This window comes from Glutamicibacter sp. NPDC127525, assembly GCF_042672105.1.
Lineage (GTDB): Bacteria > Actinomycetota > Actinomycetes > Actinomycetales > Micrococcaceae > Glutamicibacter.
The window spans coordinates 123,934-138,736 of the sequence record NZ_JBHXVN010000005.1 but is presented as its reverse complement, the minus strand read 5'-3'; the positions used below and the strand labels follow the sequence as shown (position 1 = coordinate 138,736).

Here is a 14,803-nt window from a genome sequence, read left to right as displayed (position 1 = left end):
CGAAGGCGGACCGACAGCTTGTCGGTCCGCCCATCGTTTCTACTTAACCAGAGCCTTCTTGCCAATAGCGCGGCGGAGCATAGCCAAGGCAGCACCACCGATAACAGTGGCACCACCGAAGAGCGAGACCGCGGTCGCAACATCCATGCCAGCGAGAATTGCTGTTGCCGCTGCCGTTGCATTGGCCGTGGTAAAGCCAAAGAAGGCAACTAGTGCCTCTGGCATTACAGCGGATGCTACCAGAAGGATGGTGAGTGACGCCGTGACTGCCGCAAGTACGATGATCCCTTTTCCTGCCGAGATCGCTTGGACCGTGCTCTTTTCTGAGGTAACGCTTGACATATTTTTCCTTTTGATTGAGGCCCTGTGGAAACACGAAGAATCGCATTTTCACATGCCCTGAGTTATTGCTCCTAACTTCCAAGTTCCATTCGCCAAATGAGATTTGGCGCTGAAAATTGATGCGCAGGAGCTTTGCACGACCGAAGTCAAGATCGACTACAAGATCCGTCTCTGATCAGTCGTAGTTACTATATCAAAGAAACTTACCCACTAGAATAAATATTTTTTTGGAGGTTCAACAACTGGAAGGTGGATTTGACGTTGGTCAGGGAACAAGCCCTCCGGCGGCGCTGCATAAGGCAACGGCTGCCCTTTTTTGGACTTGTTTTCGTCGGTGTCCGCTGCCGAGGAAAACGGCCCATCCGGGTCCAGCAAGACCGCCATATGGTGGTCCGCGTGGTCACGCCACCACACGCTCATGCCGGTGCTGGGGTCCATGCGCAGATGTTCCCAGGAACGCCACAGCGCTTCCAGACGGATCACTGCCTCGTCATATTCCCACCACCGGGCAGCCCAGACCCGCGACCGGCCGTTGATCGCCCGGCGATAGACATTGCGCAGGTACTCACGGACAAACTCATCAACGGAACCGTAGTAAAGGGTTTCCTCCGGTTCAGCCTCGCCCTCGTCGTCTTGGGCTTCTTCGGCTGCCTCGTTGGCCTCCACCTGTTCGGTCACGGCGGCCACGGCCGCCTGGACAGCTCGCTGCCTGAGGGATTCCAAGAGCTCCTCAGTTAGGGCTTCATCAACCGCGGCCGTGGCCACGTTATTGATTTGCTTACGAACCGAGGCCGGTCCAGCGTGCAGCGAGGATCCATGAGCTACCTGCGCGGTTCTGTTCGACAGCCCAGGCGGGTGGCGGATATGGCGAGTTCAAGGTTTCTCGCGACAGATACTTTGATGACGAGGTTATCGCCAAATGCCTGGGGCAGCTGGCCCAAGATGGCAGGCCATGAGATTGCCAGCCATCTTGCCACGTCTTCAGGGTGGCGAGAGAGAACGGGCATTGCCGGTGTCGAGGGCTGCGGGGAACGGCTCAACCCGCCTAACCGGAATTCAAAAAGCTCCGGCCAGATCGATGATTTGATCTGGCCGGAGCTTTGGAAGATGCGAAGCGCTTATACGAGCTCAGGAATCGGCAGCGAATGGAACCGCGAATCATGGAAGATCTGTGGCGAGTGCTCGGAGGTGCGGTGCCCGTGGACTTCCATCAGGACTACCCAGTGATCCCCCGCTTCGACCTCGTTGTAGATCGAAGTCTCCAGCCACAACGTGGAGTCGTTGACGAAGAGCGCGCCCTGATCCGAGGAATAGGTATCGATTCCGCGGAACCGGTCGCCATTTTTCGACGCAATCTGAGCGCAGACACCATCATTGCGTTCGCTCAGCACTGAGACGCCAATGCGGCCAGCTTCGCGCAGCTTTGGCCAAGTGTTCGAGGACTTCTGCACGGCGAACATCACCAGTGCAGGTTCAAGGGAAACTCCCACGGTAAACGATGAAGCGACAATTCCGGTCTTCACGCCATCCAGTTCTGCACAGAGGGCGGCTACCCCTGATGGATGCTGAGCGAAAACCTTGCGCAGGGTCAACGGGTCAAGTTCAAGATTCAATGACATGGCTCGATTCCTTTGGGTCTTGCCCACCGCGCAGTAGCCTGCAAGCATTGGCTTCTCGTTACTCGAAGCCGCTTGGGCTGAAGTTCCGCGCCGTGTGCGGTACTTGTTCCAGCACATTTTGTGTGGAACCGAATCCTCACCTGGAGCACCCCACTACCGTTGAGAGGGTTGCCGATCAGCAAGCCAGGGCTTATAGCTGATGCTCTTGATTCTGTTTAAAACGATATGGCTCATGACGAACAGCCGTCAAACATTTCACTTCGCAAATCGCAATATTCGACGCAATATTCGATCCAAGGCCCCGCCAGAAGTCCTTGGGCAGTCTTTTATTCGCCATACGCCGCGCTTCTTGAACGCTTCGGCCCCATGATCGCAGCAGGCTTCCGCCGCTCTTGATTCGGCAGAACACTAACTCCTCCCCTGGGCTCGGGGCCCTGGCGCGAATTCCCTACCGCCCACCGTAATGAAACTTGGTTTCCCGGCATGACGCTGAGGTTCATGCCACTATTGGTCATGGAGTGCATTGAGTCACACTCCTGCTTATTGTTCTCCGTAACCATCGATGACGATTGAGGAATAGCCACACCATGGTAGAGATTCAGGCAAACCATTCAGAATTGACCCCACTGCGTTTCTTGGAACGCACAGCCGAGGCCTATCCGAAGAAGACCGCCGTCATCCATGGAACTCGCAGCTTCTCCTATGAAGAATTCGAAGCACGGGTGCACCGCTTTGCCCAGGCGCTGAAGGCTCGCATTGAGCCGGGCGACCGCGTGGCCGTGCTGGCACCGAATACTCCCGAAATGCTCATGGCGCATTACGCCGTACCGCTGGCAGGCGCAGTCCTCGTTGCCCTGAACACCCGACTCTCGGCCCACGAGCTGCAATACATCATTGATCATTCTGCTGCCAAGCTGATGCTTGCCGACACAGAGCTGTTGGAGAACACGAAGACCCTGCGCCGCGAGAACCCAACGCTGGAGGCGCTCATCGAGATCGCCGATGACCAGTACGCCGGAGAACGTCCGGACGTGCCCGTGGACGCCACCTTGGACGAGCTAATCGCACAAGCCTCGGATGAAAGACTTCCCTACGCCATCGCCGATGAGCGGGCTCCGATCACTCTCAATTACACGTCGGGCACCACCGGCAAGCCGAAGGGCGTGCTCTACTCGCACCGCGGCAGCTACCTGAACTCGTTGGGCGAAGCGCACCACCAGGGCTTCACCGCCAAGACCCGCTACTTGTGGACCCTGCCGATGTTCCACTGCAACGGCTGGTGCACTCCATGGGCCGTCACCGCAGCGGGAGGAACGCACCTGTGCCTGCGCGGCGTGCGCGAAGATTCCGTTTGGGATGCCATCGAGGATCTTGGAACCACCCACTTGTGCGGCGCTCCGACCGTCTGCTCCATCATCGCCGACTCCACCCGCGCCCACCAGCTCGATGCGCCACTGCGCATCACCACCGCAGGAGCTCCCCCGTCCCCGGCAATCATCTCCAAGCTGCAGAAGCTGGGCATCGAGGTAGTCCATGTATATGGCCTCACCGAGGTATACGGACCGTACACGGTGTGCGAGTACCAGGATGAGTGGGATGCCCTCGATGGCCCGGACCGGGCCGCGAAGCTCGCCCGCCAAGGCGTTGGCATGATTACCGCCGAGTCCGCACGCATTGTTGACGAGAACATGAACGATGTCCCGGCGGATGGACAGACCATGGGCGAAATCGTGCTGCGCGGCAATAACGTCATGATCGGCTACTACCGCGATGAAGCGGCCACTACCCAAGCTTTCCATGGCGGCTGGTTCCACACCGGCGATCTGGGTGTCATGCACCCGGATGGCTACATCCAGGTGCGCGACCGGGCCAAGGACATCATCATTTCCGGCGGCGAGAACATCTCCACCATCGAGGTGGAGCAAGCCCTCGCCTCGCACCCAGAGGTGCTGGACCTGGCCGTCATCGGCATCGCGGACGAGAAATGGGGCGAGCGTCCGGTGGCATATGTCATCCGCGCCAGCGGATCCTCCCTGGACGCGCAAACGCTGATTGAATTCGCCCGCGAAAAGCTTGCCGGTTTCAAGGTGCCGCGCACCATCGTCTTCCCGCAGGATCTGCCGCGCACCTCCACTGGTAAGGTGCAGAAGAATGTCCTGCGCGCCCAGGCGCTCGAAGCCAGCACACCGAACTAGCCTGAGGATCACCAATTGGAAAACACTGCACCGCGGATTCCCAACAAGACCAGCCGCTTCACCGAAAGCATCGGACTGGAATTCGACGAAATCACGGCCACGGAAGTACGCGGCCACGCGCAGCTGGACGAGAACCACCACACCCCTTGGGGCGTGGTGCATGGCGGCGTTTACACCTCGATCATCGAGAGCGCAGGATCAGTGGGCGCCAGCTACGCGGTGGCCGAACGCGGGCAATTCGCCGTGGGCGTGCACAACGCCACCGACTTCCTGCGCCCTTCCACCGGAGCACGGGTCCAGGTGATCGCCACCGCGCTATTCCAAGGGCGCACCCAGCAGCTCTGGGAGGTCATCATCACCGATGAATCCACCGGCAAGCAGCTATCCCGCGGCCAGTTGCGCACCCAGAATGTGGATTTGCCTGAGAATCCGGCCTAGCTGGTTTTCACACCGCGAGCACGGGCGTACGGTAGGTGGCATCTAACGCTCAAGCTCCAGGAGATTCGCCATGAGTGCGACCTATACCTTCGATGTGTTCAGCAGCCTCGATGGCTTCGGCAGCGCCGCCGGCGATTGGGGCGGCTACTGGGGAAAACAGGGGCCAGAGCTGTTAGCCCACCGCCTCGCGCTCTACACTCCGGCTTGCCGCATGGTTTTCGGGGCCAACACCTTCCGTCTCTTCAGCCGCTTCTGGGCAGAAATCGAGGCGAATCCCGAGGTTGAAGACGCGTGGGGTGTGGCCCTGCACGACAAGCCCGCCACCGTCATCTCCACCACCCTGGAAGAGCCGCTGTCCTGGCCAAACCCCACGCTGGAGCGCGCTGATGCACTGGAAGTCGTCGCACAGCTCAAGGAAGCTTCAGATGTGCCGCTGCGCTCCCACGGCTGCTTAGCGATGAACCATTCCCTGCTGGCGGCAGGTCTTGTGGACTTCATCCAGGTGACCATCTTCCCGGTACTGACCGGGCATAGCGGTTCTGCCCCGGTACTTGGCGGGGTCGATGACTACGATCTGGAACTTGTCGAGTCCAAGCTGCTGGACGGACGGATCCAGGAACTGACTTATCGCCCGACGCGCCATCAACCAGCCCATGCATAGCAGCTCGATGAAGCGCATTCTGGGTACCTGCCTAGTGCTCGGCGCAGTGTTCCTCGCCGGATGCTCCGCGCCAACCCCGCCTTCAGCTCCAGCTACCGAATCGCAAGCTGTTCCAGCACCACTGGCCACCGGCTTGGACGCCCCATGGTCCATGGTTTACGCCCAAGACAGCCTGCTGGTCAGCGAACGCGATTCTGGGCGGATCGTGGAGATCTCAGGATCCGGACCAGGCCGCGAAGTGGCTCGGCTCGATGATCTGGTGGCGACCGGAGAAGGCGGACTGCTGGGCTTGGCCTTCCTCTCCCCAGACCAGCTTTTTGCGTATTCCACCGCTGAATCCGGCAACCGCATCCAGCGGTTCACGGTGCAAGGCAGCGCCAGGAATCTTTCACTGTCGGCCCCGCGCACCTTGATTGACGGGTTGCCCTCGGCCAGCATCCACAACGGCGGGCGGTTGGCCATCGGTCAGGACGGGATGCTCTATGCCACCGTGGGCGATGCGGGCAATCCCCAGCAAGCCCAGGACCTGCAGCAGCTGGGCGGAAAGATCCTGCGCATGGCACCTGACGGCAGCGTCCCGGACGACAACCCGTTCGAGAATTCCCTCGTCTACAGCTACGGGCACCGCAATGTGCAGGGCTTGGCGTGGGGTGCTGATGGCACCATGTTCGCCAGCGAGTTCGGGCAGAACACCTTCGACGAGCTGAACATCATCGAAGCCGGGGGAAACTACGGCTGGCCCGAAGCCGAGGGAAAAAGCGGCGGAAATCCGTCGTACACCGATCCGATTGCGCAGTGGTCCCCGTCCGAAGCCAGCCCCAGCGGCATCGCGATCCTCGATGGCACCCTCTACCTGGCGAATCTGCGCGGAGAAGTGCTGCGCGCGGTGGAACTGGACGAGCCGGCCACCGAGCATGAACTGCTCGATGGCCGGCTCGGCCGGCTACGCGACGTGCTAGTGGATCCTGACGGCGCACTGATGGTGCTGACCAACAATACCGACGGGCGCGGCCAGCCAGGGGCGGGCGATGACCGCATCCTGCGCATCGCGCCCCGCCTGGCCGGCGACTAGCTGGCCGGGCGCATGTCTCCGGTCTCCTGGAAGCGCTGGTGCCAGGACAGGGCCTCGCCCAGCAGATGCGGGGTGTGCTTGCCATAGCTTTCCTTGCACGCACGGTCGAAGTAGTCCTGCAGCATCGGGCGGTACTCCGGGTGGGCGCAGTTATCGATGACCAGCTGCGCACGCTGCTTTGGCGAGTGGCCGCGCAGGTCGGCCAGGCCCTGTTCGGTAATCAGGATCATGGTGTCGTGCTCGGTGTGGTCCACATGCGAAGCAAAAGGAACGATGCCCGAGATCTTGCCGCCCTTGGCGGTCGACGGGGACATGAACACCGACAGGTAGCCGTTGCGGGCGAAGTCGCCCGAGCCGCCGATGCCGTTCATCACGTGCGATCCCAGCACGTTGGTGGAATTCACGTTGCCGTAGATGTCGGCTTCGATCATGCCGTTCAGCGCAATGCAGCCCAGCCGGCGGATGATCTCCGGATGGTTCGAGATCTCCTGGGCGCGCAGCAGGATGCGCTCGCGGTAGTGGTCGACGTTGCGGTTGAATTCCTCGATGCCCTCCGAAGACAGCGAGAAGCTGGTGGCAGAGGCGAACTCGATGGTCCCGTCCTTGATCAGCTCCAGCATTCCGTCCTGGATGACCTCGGTATAGGCGGTCAGGCCCTTGTAGCCGCCACGGGCTAGGCCAGCGAGCACTGCGTTGGCGATATTGCCCACGCCCGACTGCAGCGGGAGCAGCTTCTCGGACAGGCGTCCGGCACGGATCTCGGAATCCAGGAAGGTCAGCAAATGATCGGCGATCTTCTCGCTGGTCTCGTCCACCGGGGCGAAGGGGCTCAGGCGGTCTGGCGCGTCGGTTTCCACGACGGCGACGATCTTGTTGACGTCGACGTCCATGTACTGCTGGCCGATGCGGTCACGCACGGTTCTCAGGTCGATTGGCTTGCGGTGCGGAGGCAGTGCGGTGCCGTAGTAGACATCGTGCATGCCCTCCATGGCCGCAGACTGCTGGGAATTGACCTCGATGATGATCTTGTCGGCCATCTCCAGCCAGGTCTTGTTGTTGCCCACCGAGCTGGAAGGGATCAAGTCGCCCTCGGCGGTGACGCCGACAACTTCGACGATGGCCAGGTCGATCTTGCCGTAGAAGCCGAACCAGGCGTGCTGGGCGACATGGGACAGGTGGATGTCCATGTATTCCATGTTGCCCTCGTTGATGCGGCGGCGCAGCTCGGGGTCGGACATGTACGGCAGGCGCAGGTTCATGCCTTCGGCCTTGGCCAGCACGCCATCAAGCTCAGGGGCGGTGGAAGCGCCGGTAAGCACGTTGATCTTGAAGTCCTTGCCCGCAGCGTGCTGGCGCTCCATCTGCGCTGCCAGTGCCCCGGGCACGGCCTTCGGGTATCCTGCACCGGTAAAGCCGCTCATGGCGACAGTCATGCCTGGCTTAATGAACTCTGCAGCTTGCTCGGCGCTCATCAAGCGATCAGCAAAGGCCCGGTGGTGAATACGTTCGTGCAAAATAACCCCTTCAGAACTTCCTTGTGACACAGGTCTATAACCCGCGTCTCACCGGAATACTTTAGCTGGTCGGCACAGTGATTCAGGCCTCGCTGTGCGCTCCTGAGCGATGGGTGGCATATTTATCGATGAGGTGCGCTCTATTTGCGCTGACCGGTCGGTCAGGAATGGCAGCTTGGCAGCGACCGCCGGGAGCTCGATCACTAGCCAAGTTCGGCGTGCGTGCCCTCGCGGATCGCTTTCACTTGCAGGCTGGCGCCCATGGCTTCTGCGTAGCGGCGCAGGGTGGCCAGCTGGACTCGGTCAAGGTCCCCGGTCTCCATGCGGGCGATGCGGTCCACGCTCAGCTTCAGCACGGTGGCAAGTTCTACTTGGCTCAGTTCTGCTTCTTCGCGCAGCGCACGCAACGACAGGCGCCGGGACTCGCTTTGCACACGGCGCTGATGCTCTGCCACAGCTTCGCGTTGCGCCTCGGTCAATACTTCAGGATCCGCACACGCAAAACCCATTTGTTCCACCGCTTCTCTCGATCGTGCTGGCTTTGGACGTACTCATCTTCGAGGCTATTGCTGCAAATTGGCCAAGCCAATGATTATGACGCATTGGACGCAAGACGATCTGGTGAAATGTTAGCCACTTCTAAGTGACCATGACCAGTTCCGGCTCGGAATTGAATCGCCGGATGCTGCTAAGCCAAGATCATCCGAACGAAGGATAGAAATGCACCTATGTAGGATTCATACTTAAGTCATGTCACAGAGCAGAGTACTTCCACAGGTGAAGCGTTCCATGCTTCCGGTCGTTCTTCTAAGCTTCCTGGCAGAAAAACCCGAACACGGATACTCCATGCTGGCTAAGCTCGAAGAGCTCGGAGTGCCTGGCATCAAGAGCGGGACTTTATACCCACTGCTTCGAACCATGGAAGAGTCCGGGGACATCGTCTCCGACTGGCAAATCACCGCTCGCGGACCCGCACGCAAAATCTTCGAAATCACCAAGCAGGGTCATCAGACCCTGAAATCAGTCAAAAACTGGTTAGAACAGTTCAATTAGGAGCCTTCCATGGAAAGTAACCTCAAAACCTACATCGACGAACTGCGCTACAGCCTTTCACTACGAAACGTGGATACGGCCACCATCCGCGATATAGCCAGAGAGGTCGAGTCCGAAGCCACCAGCTACGAAGACGCGACAGCCAACTTTGGATCTCCTGCAGAATATGCGGAGTCCTTTCCCGCAACAGCATCTCCAAAGAGCCACTCTGCCTTCATTCTCGTAGGCGTGGCCTTAGGTTTTCTTTGGCCTTTGCTGGCGATATTCCTACGGGATCGCGAAACAATGGTTTTCTCCGGATGGGCGATCACCTGGTTACCTGCATTCGGATTTATCGTGGCAGGAATCATCACAGATTTCTCTCGTTCGCTGATTCGGTCTCGCGCCAGCCGGTAAGCGCCGAAAGCCTGAACGAACTCAAGATTCTGAATTGGCTTTGAGCCTATTCGAAGGTGGAACTTGCTATTCGTTGACCCGGAGGCCCAAAAGAAATCCGGTTAACGCCAAGAGGTGGCGTGCTCTCCTTGCGGAGTGCACGCCACCTCTTGAACAGAAGCTGAGTCTAGAAGACTTACTTCTTGGCAGCAGCTACAACCTGCAGGCGCAGGTTTGCAAGAACGTCAGCGTGAACGCGAACGGTTGCGGTGTAGTTGCCAGTCGACTTGATCTGGTCGTTGACCTCGATGTTGCGCTTGTCGATCTTACCCAGACCGGCAGCCTCTACGGCAGCAGCAATTTCGGTGGTCTTGACGGTGCCGAACAGGCGACCGTTCGAGCCAGCCTTCATGGTGATCTTCACCGGCTGGGACTTCAGCTTAGCTGCAAGTGCCTGAGCATCCTCAAGGTTTGCAACGGCGCGAGCAGCACGTGCAGCCTTGATCGACTCCACCTGCTTCTCACCGCCCTGGGTCCAGACGATTGCGAAGCCGCGTGGCAGCAGGTAGTTACGGGCGTAGCCGTTCTTTACCTCGACAATATCGCCAGCAGCACCGAGACCGGATACTTCGTGAGTCAGAATGATCTTTGCCATTTTGCTATCCCTCTTCCTTAGCCGCGGCCAGCGCCGGAGTAAGGCAACAGGGCTACTTCACGTGCGTTCTTGATTGCCTGTGCGATCTTGCGCTGTTCCTGAACGGAAACGCCAGTTACACGACGAGCGCGGATCTTACCGCGGTCGGAGATGAACTTGCGCAGCAGTGCGGTGTCCTTGTAGTCGATGACAGTGATGTCAGCGGCCTTCAATGGGTTGGACTTTGGTTTGGGCTTACGGATTTCAGCCTTAGCCATCGTGGAGCTCCTTAGCTTTGGAGCCCGCAGAGTGATCTGCGGGATGGTGAATAAATATTGTTTAGAAAGGCGGTTCGTCTGCGCCCGGGTTGCCCCAGCCGCCACCGTTGTTTCCGCCGGTGCTCCATGGGTCTGCGGCTGGAGCATTCCATCCGCCACCCTGCTGAGGCTGCTGCTGACGCGGCGCCTGAGCTGGTGCACTTTGCTGCGGTGCGTTGGAGAAGCCTCCACCACCGTTGCCGAAGCCACCGTTGCCACCGCCGGAGCGCTGGGTACGGGTGACCTTGGCGGACGCGAAACGGAGCGATGGGCCGATTTCATCGACTTCAAGCTCCATGACGGTGCGACGTTCGCCTTCCTTGGTGTCGTAAGAACGTGAACGCAACCGGCCCTGGGCGATGACACGCATGCCCTTGGTCAGCGTTTCAGCAACGTTCTCTGCAGCTTCGCGCCACACCGATGCGCGCAAGAACAGGGCTTCCCCGTCCTTCCACTCATTGGACTGGCGGTCAAAGGTGCGAGGAGTCGAAGCGATCGTAAAGTTCGCTACGGCTGAACCGGACGGCGTGAAACGCAGCTCCGGATCGGCAGTCAGGTTTCCGATAACGGTAATAACAGTCTCGCCTGCCATTGACTCTCCTTAAAAAGATTGAACGTTAATTCCTACGACGGAAGGTTTCGCGTAATTAAACGCGTGCCTCTTCCGGACGGGTGACCTTGTGGCGCAGGATCAGTTCGTTGATCTTGAGCTGGCGCTCAAGCTCAGCGGAAGCTGCTGGCTCTGCGGTGTAGTTCACCACTACGTAAGTGGCTTCTGCCTTCTTCTTGATCTCGTAGGACATCTTGCGACGACCCCAGACATCAACCTTTTCGATAGTGCCACCGTTGGAGCGGACAACCTCGAGGTACTTCTCGATGGTTGGCTCTACGGTGCGGTCATCGACCTCTGGATCAATGAGGACCATAAGTTCATAAGCACGCATGTGAACCCACCTCCTTTGGGCTAAACGGTCGCGGTATTTCCGCAACAGGAGGTTCTTGCGTTATCTGTGCACCAGACGCCCAACTTTCGGGCATGCAGTGGCACAGACCTTCCAATCCTACCCGAGAGACCCGAACTTGCATAAGCCTTGGTGTCCTAAATCATGCTGGGCTACTCGGAATCCAAGGCAGCCTCGATCCTATCGCCAAAGATCGGGGCCAAGGTGCGCATGTAGGTATCGCTGATGTGGTGCTTGTCCCGGTAGACCAAGACATTTCCCACCACTGCCGGGCAGGTTCCATCCATGCAGAAGTAATCGCTGAAGTCGAGCACTTCGACGCGCGGCTCCAGTTCGGCGGCCTGCTTGGTGGCATCGCCCACTTCATAGGCTCCCTTTTCCGGGAAGGCGCACTTATCCGGGTTCTGCACGTTTTCTTCCACGCAGTCGCGCGCATAGGAATCCTGCGGCGGCCGCGGGGTGTCCACAATGGCGTAGACCGGCAGGCCCGCGTCTTCAAGGGTGGACCACGTCGAAGCCAGCCCCTGTGCCGCGTCAGTGGTAAAGGTGGCTCCTCCCCAACTCGAGGTGATCACCGCGTTGATGTCATCGCGCGCAGCCAGAGCTTCCATGGTCTGGTCGATGGCTTCTTCGCAGTTGATGCTGCCATCCCGATCCGCCTTGCGCTGGGCCTCGGAGAACGGGCAGGAATTCTTCAGATAGGTCACCACTTTCCAGCCCTTGCTTTGGGCGTATCGGCTGACGGCCTCGAACCAGTGGGCTGCATGGGAATCACCCACCAGGGCCACGGTGTAGCTGGCGTCCTCGCTGCCGAATTCGCATTCCTTGATCTGCGTGGATTTCGGTTCCTGGACGCAATCTCCCAGTTCGGGCTGGTCCTCGGCGGCCGTCGCAGGAAGCGGGACGACCTGGCGATGGCCGGAAAGGTACGCAGGTGCGCCCTGGCCCACGGAGGCCGCGCCAAAACCAGCTGGCGGGTTTTGCATCATCGCGCCCAGCTCACGCTGCTCCTGGCCCACAAGATGCTGCTGCATGGCACCTGGCAATAGCGCGATGGACGCGGCCAGCCCGACCATCGCCGCCCCTGCAATCAAGGAGCGGGCAGGAGAACCGGCTATGGGGCGGAAGTGGCGCATGGGAGTTTCGACCCACTTCAAGCTGGCCCAAGCCAAGAGCAGGGACCCGGCCAGCAAGGCCAGCGACTGCAATGGGTCCGGGTTGCCCCCGGCCAGTTCGATGAAGAATACGATCAGCGGCCAGTGCCACAGATATAGCGAATACGAGGCGAGGCCGACCCATTGAACGGGAGCCCAGTTCACCAGCGGGTGCAGGGAACCAGGTCCTCGCGTACTGCCTGCGGCAATCACCACGGCGCAGCCAAGAACCGGGAGGGCCGCCGCAATCCCCGGGAAGACTGTTGTGGCGTTGTAGCTGAATGCCGCGAAGCAGATCGCCGCCAAAGCCACGAGTACGGCAAGATTTTTGAACTGCCAGCTGGTTGCCCACGGTGGAAGCTTCAAGGCGCCGTTGGCGTGCGCCTGGACTGCCAAGGCCAGCAGTCCGCCGACGGCCAGTTCCCAAATGCGGGTGGTGGTGATGAAGTATCCGGCGCTATTGCCTGAGTAACCGGCATAGGCCGAGTATCCCAGCGACAAAAGTGCGGTGGCTGAGAAAATGATCCAGAGCATGCGGCGCCGCGGGGCAAATCCATCGCCACTGCTAGCGTCCGCATTCGGTTTGGCCAACAGGCACACGGCCAAAACCAGCAACGGCCAGAAAAGGTAGAACTGCTCCTCCACGCCCAGGGACCAGAAGTGCTGCAACGGCCCGGGTGCTTGATCCGAAGCGAGGTAGTCGACGGAGTCGGCGGCGAGAACCCAGTTCTGCACCGAGAAGGCAGAGGCGATGGCCTGGGTGCCCAAGGCACCCCACTGGGTTTTGGGAAAGATCAGCAGGCTTGCCACGACAACTACCAGGATCACCAGCATGGCAGCCGGGAGGATTCTTCGCGCTCGGCCGGCAAAGAAGGCTGCGAGGCTGACCCGGCCGGTGCGTTCGGCTTCACGCAGCAGGTGCGAGGTAATCAGGAAGCCCGAGATGACGAAGAAGATGTCAACCCCGATATAACCGCCTGGAACTGCGGATGGCTCAAGATGATAGGCGACGACCAGCAGAACCGCCAAGGCGCGGAGCGCTTGGATCTCCGGGCGGAAATTCTTGACCTGCAGGGAATTCGAACTCATAGTCATTGATCAGACCAGCAGGGGGTAAACAGCAGGTTATCAATGGGCAACAGTCGGTCTAACGACCCGTGGGAACCTCATGGGCGGTGCCTGGGTTTGCGCTTCGCAGCATGGACCTAGCCCAGCAGTTTCCGATTTGCCGTGGACAGCGGGTATTTGGCGTCGAGTTTGGCATCCAGGCTCAGACGGAAAGCAGCCTCAAGCAGCAGCTGCCCGACGCCCCAGTACACCGGGATCAGCAACCAGATGTACCACCCAAAGTTGCCGGTGGTAGCCAAGATGACCGTGCCGAAAGTGACCAGGATGCCCAGCCCGCGGAACACGGCCAGGATCCCCTTGGTTGCCGAATCCCGACGATCTTGATCTGCTTGGGCCCGCGCTTCAAGCCCATCCACGGCCTCGGAGAACTTCGGAGTCTGGACGCTTTTGAACAGGTCTCCAACCGGCACCTCCAAGGCCTTGGCGACCAGTGAGATAGTCTCCAAGCTCGCATCATTTCCGGCTTCGAGCCGTTGGACCGTTCTGACAGTGATGCCGCTTTCGGCGGCTAGACGTTCTTGCGTCCAGCCCTTGGCACGGCGAAGCTCTGCAATCCGTGATTCATTCATGCCACTTACGCTAGCCAATGGCGCCCCGAAAGCACCACGACATCGACGTGACAGTTACCCGACTGCAACACGACAGCGGCCAAGAACCAAGGCTGGCCTGCGACGAAGAAGTATTCCTGGCGGCGACTACCTCAGCTCCGTTAAGAATTGCGCTGTTGCTTTTCACGGATCAAATCCAGTGCCAGCACCGAGCCGATCACTGCCTGGCGTTGCTGTGCGTTGAGGTTTTCCGCCAAGCGCAGGGCATAGGTTGACTTGCCGAGCAATGCGTTGCCCATCCCGGACCATTCTCGGGTCACGGTTCCCAGAACCCCGCCGGGACCGGTGATCTGGAAGTCGAAGTCCCAGATGCTGCCCAGTAATTCGAGCTCTTCGCCCAGCATCGAGATGGAGACCCTTGTTTTGAAGAAGGTGATCCTCTTGACCAGGCTGGCCAGCGGGGCAGCGTTGCCATCAAGGATTTCAAAACGATCGCGGCCCATGGTCATCGTGTCCTTGACGATGACAACCGGATTGCCTGGTCCATCGAAGACCGTGAGTTCGCGAGCCCCAACGAACATGCGGCCCAGCGCGCTTCCGCCGGTATCCACGTGGGCAATCTGCATCCCGGAAGAATCAAGAATCGCGAAGTCGTTCTTCGAGATGTTCTTCGTCTGCTGGAAGATCAACGTGTTCTGGTTGAGGATCGTCATGGTGCCGATTATGCCATCGATTAGGCACATCGGGCGAAGATCCCCCGGGGAGGCGAAAAGCCAGCCCGCAGGCCGGCT

Annotated in this window: 18 protein-coding genes and 1 riboswitch; of the genes, 6 read left to right on the top strand and 12 right to left on the bottom strand. The window is 59.6% G+C overall.

Annotated features, from left to right (window positions below):
• Positions 1 to 39: 39 nt before the first annotated feature.
• The 3 genes from ACFVHU_RS13045 to ACFVHU_RS13035 all read right to left on the bottom strand — a co-directional run bounded on the left by ACFVHU_RS13045 (position 40) and on the right by ACFVHU_RS13035 (position 1,961).
• Complete coding sequence (locus tag ACFVHU_RS13045) at positions 40 to 342, bottom strand: hypothetical protein (protein ID WP_105656580.1); 303 nt, start codon at positions 340 to 342, stop codon at positions 40 to 42.
• A gap of 210 nt (positions 343 to 552) precedes the next feature.
• A complete protein-coding gene (locus tag ACFVHU_RS13040; protein WP_105656634.1) occupies positions 553 to 1,029 on the bottom strand; it encodes a DUF4913 domain-containing protein in 477 nt (158 codons plus the stop codon).
• Between the two features lie 431 nt (positions 1,030 to 1,460).
• The gene (locus ACFVHU_RS13035; RefSeq protein WP_105656581.1) at positions 1,461 to 1,961 is read right to left on the bottom strand and encodes a flavin reductase family protein; all 501 of its coding nucleotides are present in this window, start codon (positions 1,959 to 1,961) and stop codon (positions 1,461 to 1,463) included.
• 94 nt (positions 1,962 to 2,055) lie between these two features.
• Positions 2,056 to 2,172, bottom strand: a riboswitch (SAM riboswitch).
• A 376-nt stretch (positions 2,173 to 2,548) separates the two neighbouring features.
• Here ACFVHU_RS13035 and ACFVHU_RS13030 point away from each other — a divergent pair.
• The 4 genes from ACFVHU_RS13030 (at position 2,549) to ACFVHU_RS13015 (ending at position 6,327) form a co-directional block, all read left to right on the top strand.
• A complete protein-coding gene (locus ACFVHU_RS13030; protein ID WP_105656582.1) occupies positions 2,549 to 4,156 on the top strand; it encodes a long-chain-fatty-acid--CoA ligase in 1,608 nt (535 codons plus the stop codon).
• Positions 4,157 to 4,171: 15 nt separating this feature from the next.
• Positions 4,172 to 4,594 (top strand): PaaI family thioesterase, encoded by a 423-nt coding sequence (locus ACFVHU_RS13025; protein ID WP_105656583.1) that lies wholly within the window; start codon positions 4,172 to 4,174, stop codon positions 4,592 to 4,594.
• Positions 4,595 to 4,664: 70 nt separating this feature from the next.
• Positions 4,665 to 5,255: a dihydrofolate reductase family protein gene (locus ACFVHU_RS13020; RefSeq protein ID WP_105656584.1), complete on the top strand. Its 591-nt coding sequence runs from the start codon at positions 4,665 to 4,667 to the stop codon at positions 5,253 to 5,255.
• Entirely contained in the window at positions 5,248 to 6,327 is a 1,080-nt protein-coding gene (locus tag ACFVHU_RS13015; protein WP_388024734.1) for a PQQ-dependent sugar dehydrogenase, read from the top strand. The genes ACFVHU_RS13020 and ACFVHU_RS13015 overlap by 8 nt, the downstream gene beginning before the upstream one ends.
• Here ACFVHU_RS13015 and ACFVHU_RS13010 read toward each other — a convergent pair.
• Complete coding sequence (locus ACFVHU_RS13010) at positions 6,324 to 7,841, bottom strand: acetyl-CoA hydrolase/transferase family protein (protein WP_181149065.1); 1,518 nt, start codon at positions 7,839 to 7,841, stop codon at positions 6,324 to 6,326. The genes ACFVHU_RS13015 and ACFVHU_RS13010 overlap by 4 nt on opposite strands.
• Before the next feature lie 203 nt (positions 7,842 to 8,044).
• A complete protein-coding gene (locus tag ACFVHU_RS13005; protein ID WP_166650747.1) occupies positions 8,045 to 8,320 on the bottom strand; it encodes a helix-turn-helix transcriptional regulator in 276 nt (91 codons plus the stop codon).
• A gap of 271 nt (positions 8,321 to 8,591) precedes the next feature.
• On the opposite strand from ACFVHU_RS13005, the gene ACFVHU_RS13000 reads away from it, so the two are divergent.
• Together ACFVHU_RS13000 and ACFVHU_RS12995 are read left to right on the top strand one after the other, a co-directional pair.
• A complete protein-coding gene (locus tag ACFVHU_RS13000; protein WP_105656586.1) occupies positions 8,592 to 8,894 on the top strand; it encodes a PadR family transcriptional regulator in 303 nt (100 codons plus the stop codon).
• Positions 8,895 to 8,903: 9 nt separating this feature from the next.
• Positions 8,904 to 9,290, top strand: coding sequence for a hypothetical protein (locus ACFVHU_RS12995; RefSeq protein WP_105656587.1), 387 nt, complete (start codon positions 8,904 to 8,906; stop codon positions 9,288 to 9,290).
• Between the two features lie 175 nt (positions 9,291 to 9,465).
• On the opposite strand, the gene rplI is transcribed toward ACFVHU_RS12995, so the two are convergent.
• The 7 genes from rplI to ACFVHU_RS12960 form a co-directional block, all read right to left on the bottom strand.
• Positions 9,466 to 9,924, bottom strand: a complete 459-nt coding sequence (gene rplI / locus ACFVHU_RS12990) for a 50S ribosomal protein L9 (RefSeq protein ID WP_105656588.1) — start codon at positions 9,922 to 9,924, stop codon at positions 9,466 to 9,468.
• Between the two features lie 17 nt (positions 9,925 to 9,941).
• Positions 9,942 to 10,181: a 30S ribosomal protein S18 gene (rpsR, locus tag ACFVHU_RS12985; protein WP_013350683.1), complete on the bottom strand. Its 240-nt coding sequence runs from the start codon at positions 10,179 to 10,181 to the stop codon at positions 9,942 to 9,944.
• 61 nt (positions 10,182 to 10,242) lie between these two features.
• The gene (locus tag ACFVHU_RS12980) at positions 10,243 to 10,812 is read right to left on the bottom strand and encodes a single-stranded DNA-binding protein (protein ID WP_013350684.1); all 570 of its coding nucleotides are present in this window, start codon (positions 10,810 to 10,812) and stop codon (positions 10,243 to 10,245) included.
• 55 nt (positions 10,813 to 10,867) lie between these two features.
• Entirely contained in the window at positions 10,868 to 11,164 is a 297-nt protein-coding gene (gene rpsF / locus ACFVHU_RS12975) for a 30S ribosomal protein S6 (RefSeq protein ID WP_060703203.1), read from the bottom strand.
• A 170-nt stretch (positions 11,165 to 11,334) separates the two neighbouring features.
• On the bottom strand, positions 11,335 to 13,431 hold the full coding sequence (locus ACFVHU_RS12970) for an acyltransferase family protein (RefSeq protein WP_388024731.1): 2,097 nt from the start codon (positions 13,429 to 13,431) through the stop codon (positions 11,335 to 11,337).
• A 110-nt stretch (positions 13,432 to 13,541) separates the two neighbouring features.
• On the bottom strand, positions 13,542 to 14,033 hold the full coding sequence (locus tag ACFVHU_RS12965; RefSeq protein ID WP_105656590.1) for a helix-turn-helix domain-containing protein: 492 nt from the start codon (positions 14,031 to 14,033) through the stop codon (positions 13,542 to 13,544).
• Between the two features lie 140 nt (positions 14,034 to 14,173).
• Positions 14,174 to 14,725 (bottom strand): LURP-one-related/scramblase family protein, encoded by a 552-nt coding sequence (locus ACFVHU_RS12960; protein WP_166650745.1) that lies wholly within the window; start codon positions 14,723 to 14,725, stop codon positions 14,174 to 14,176.
• Positions 14,726 to 14,803: the final 78 nt, after the last annotated feature.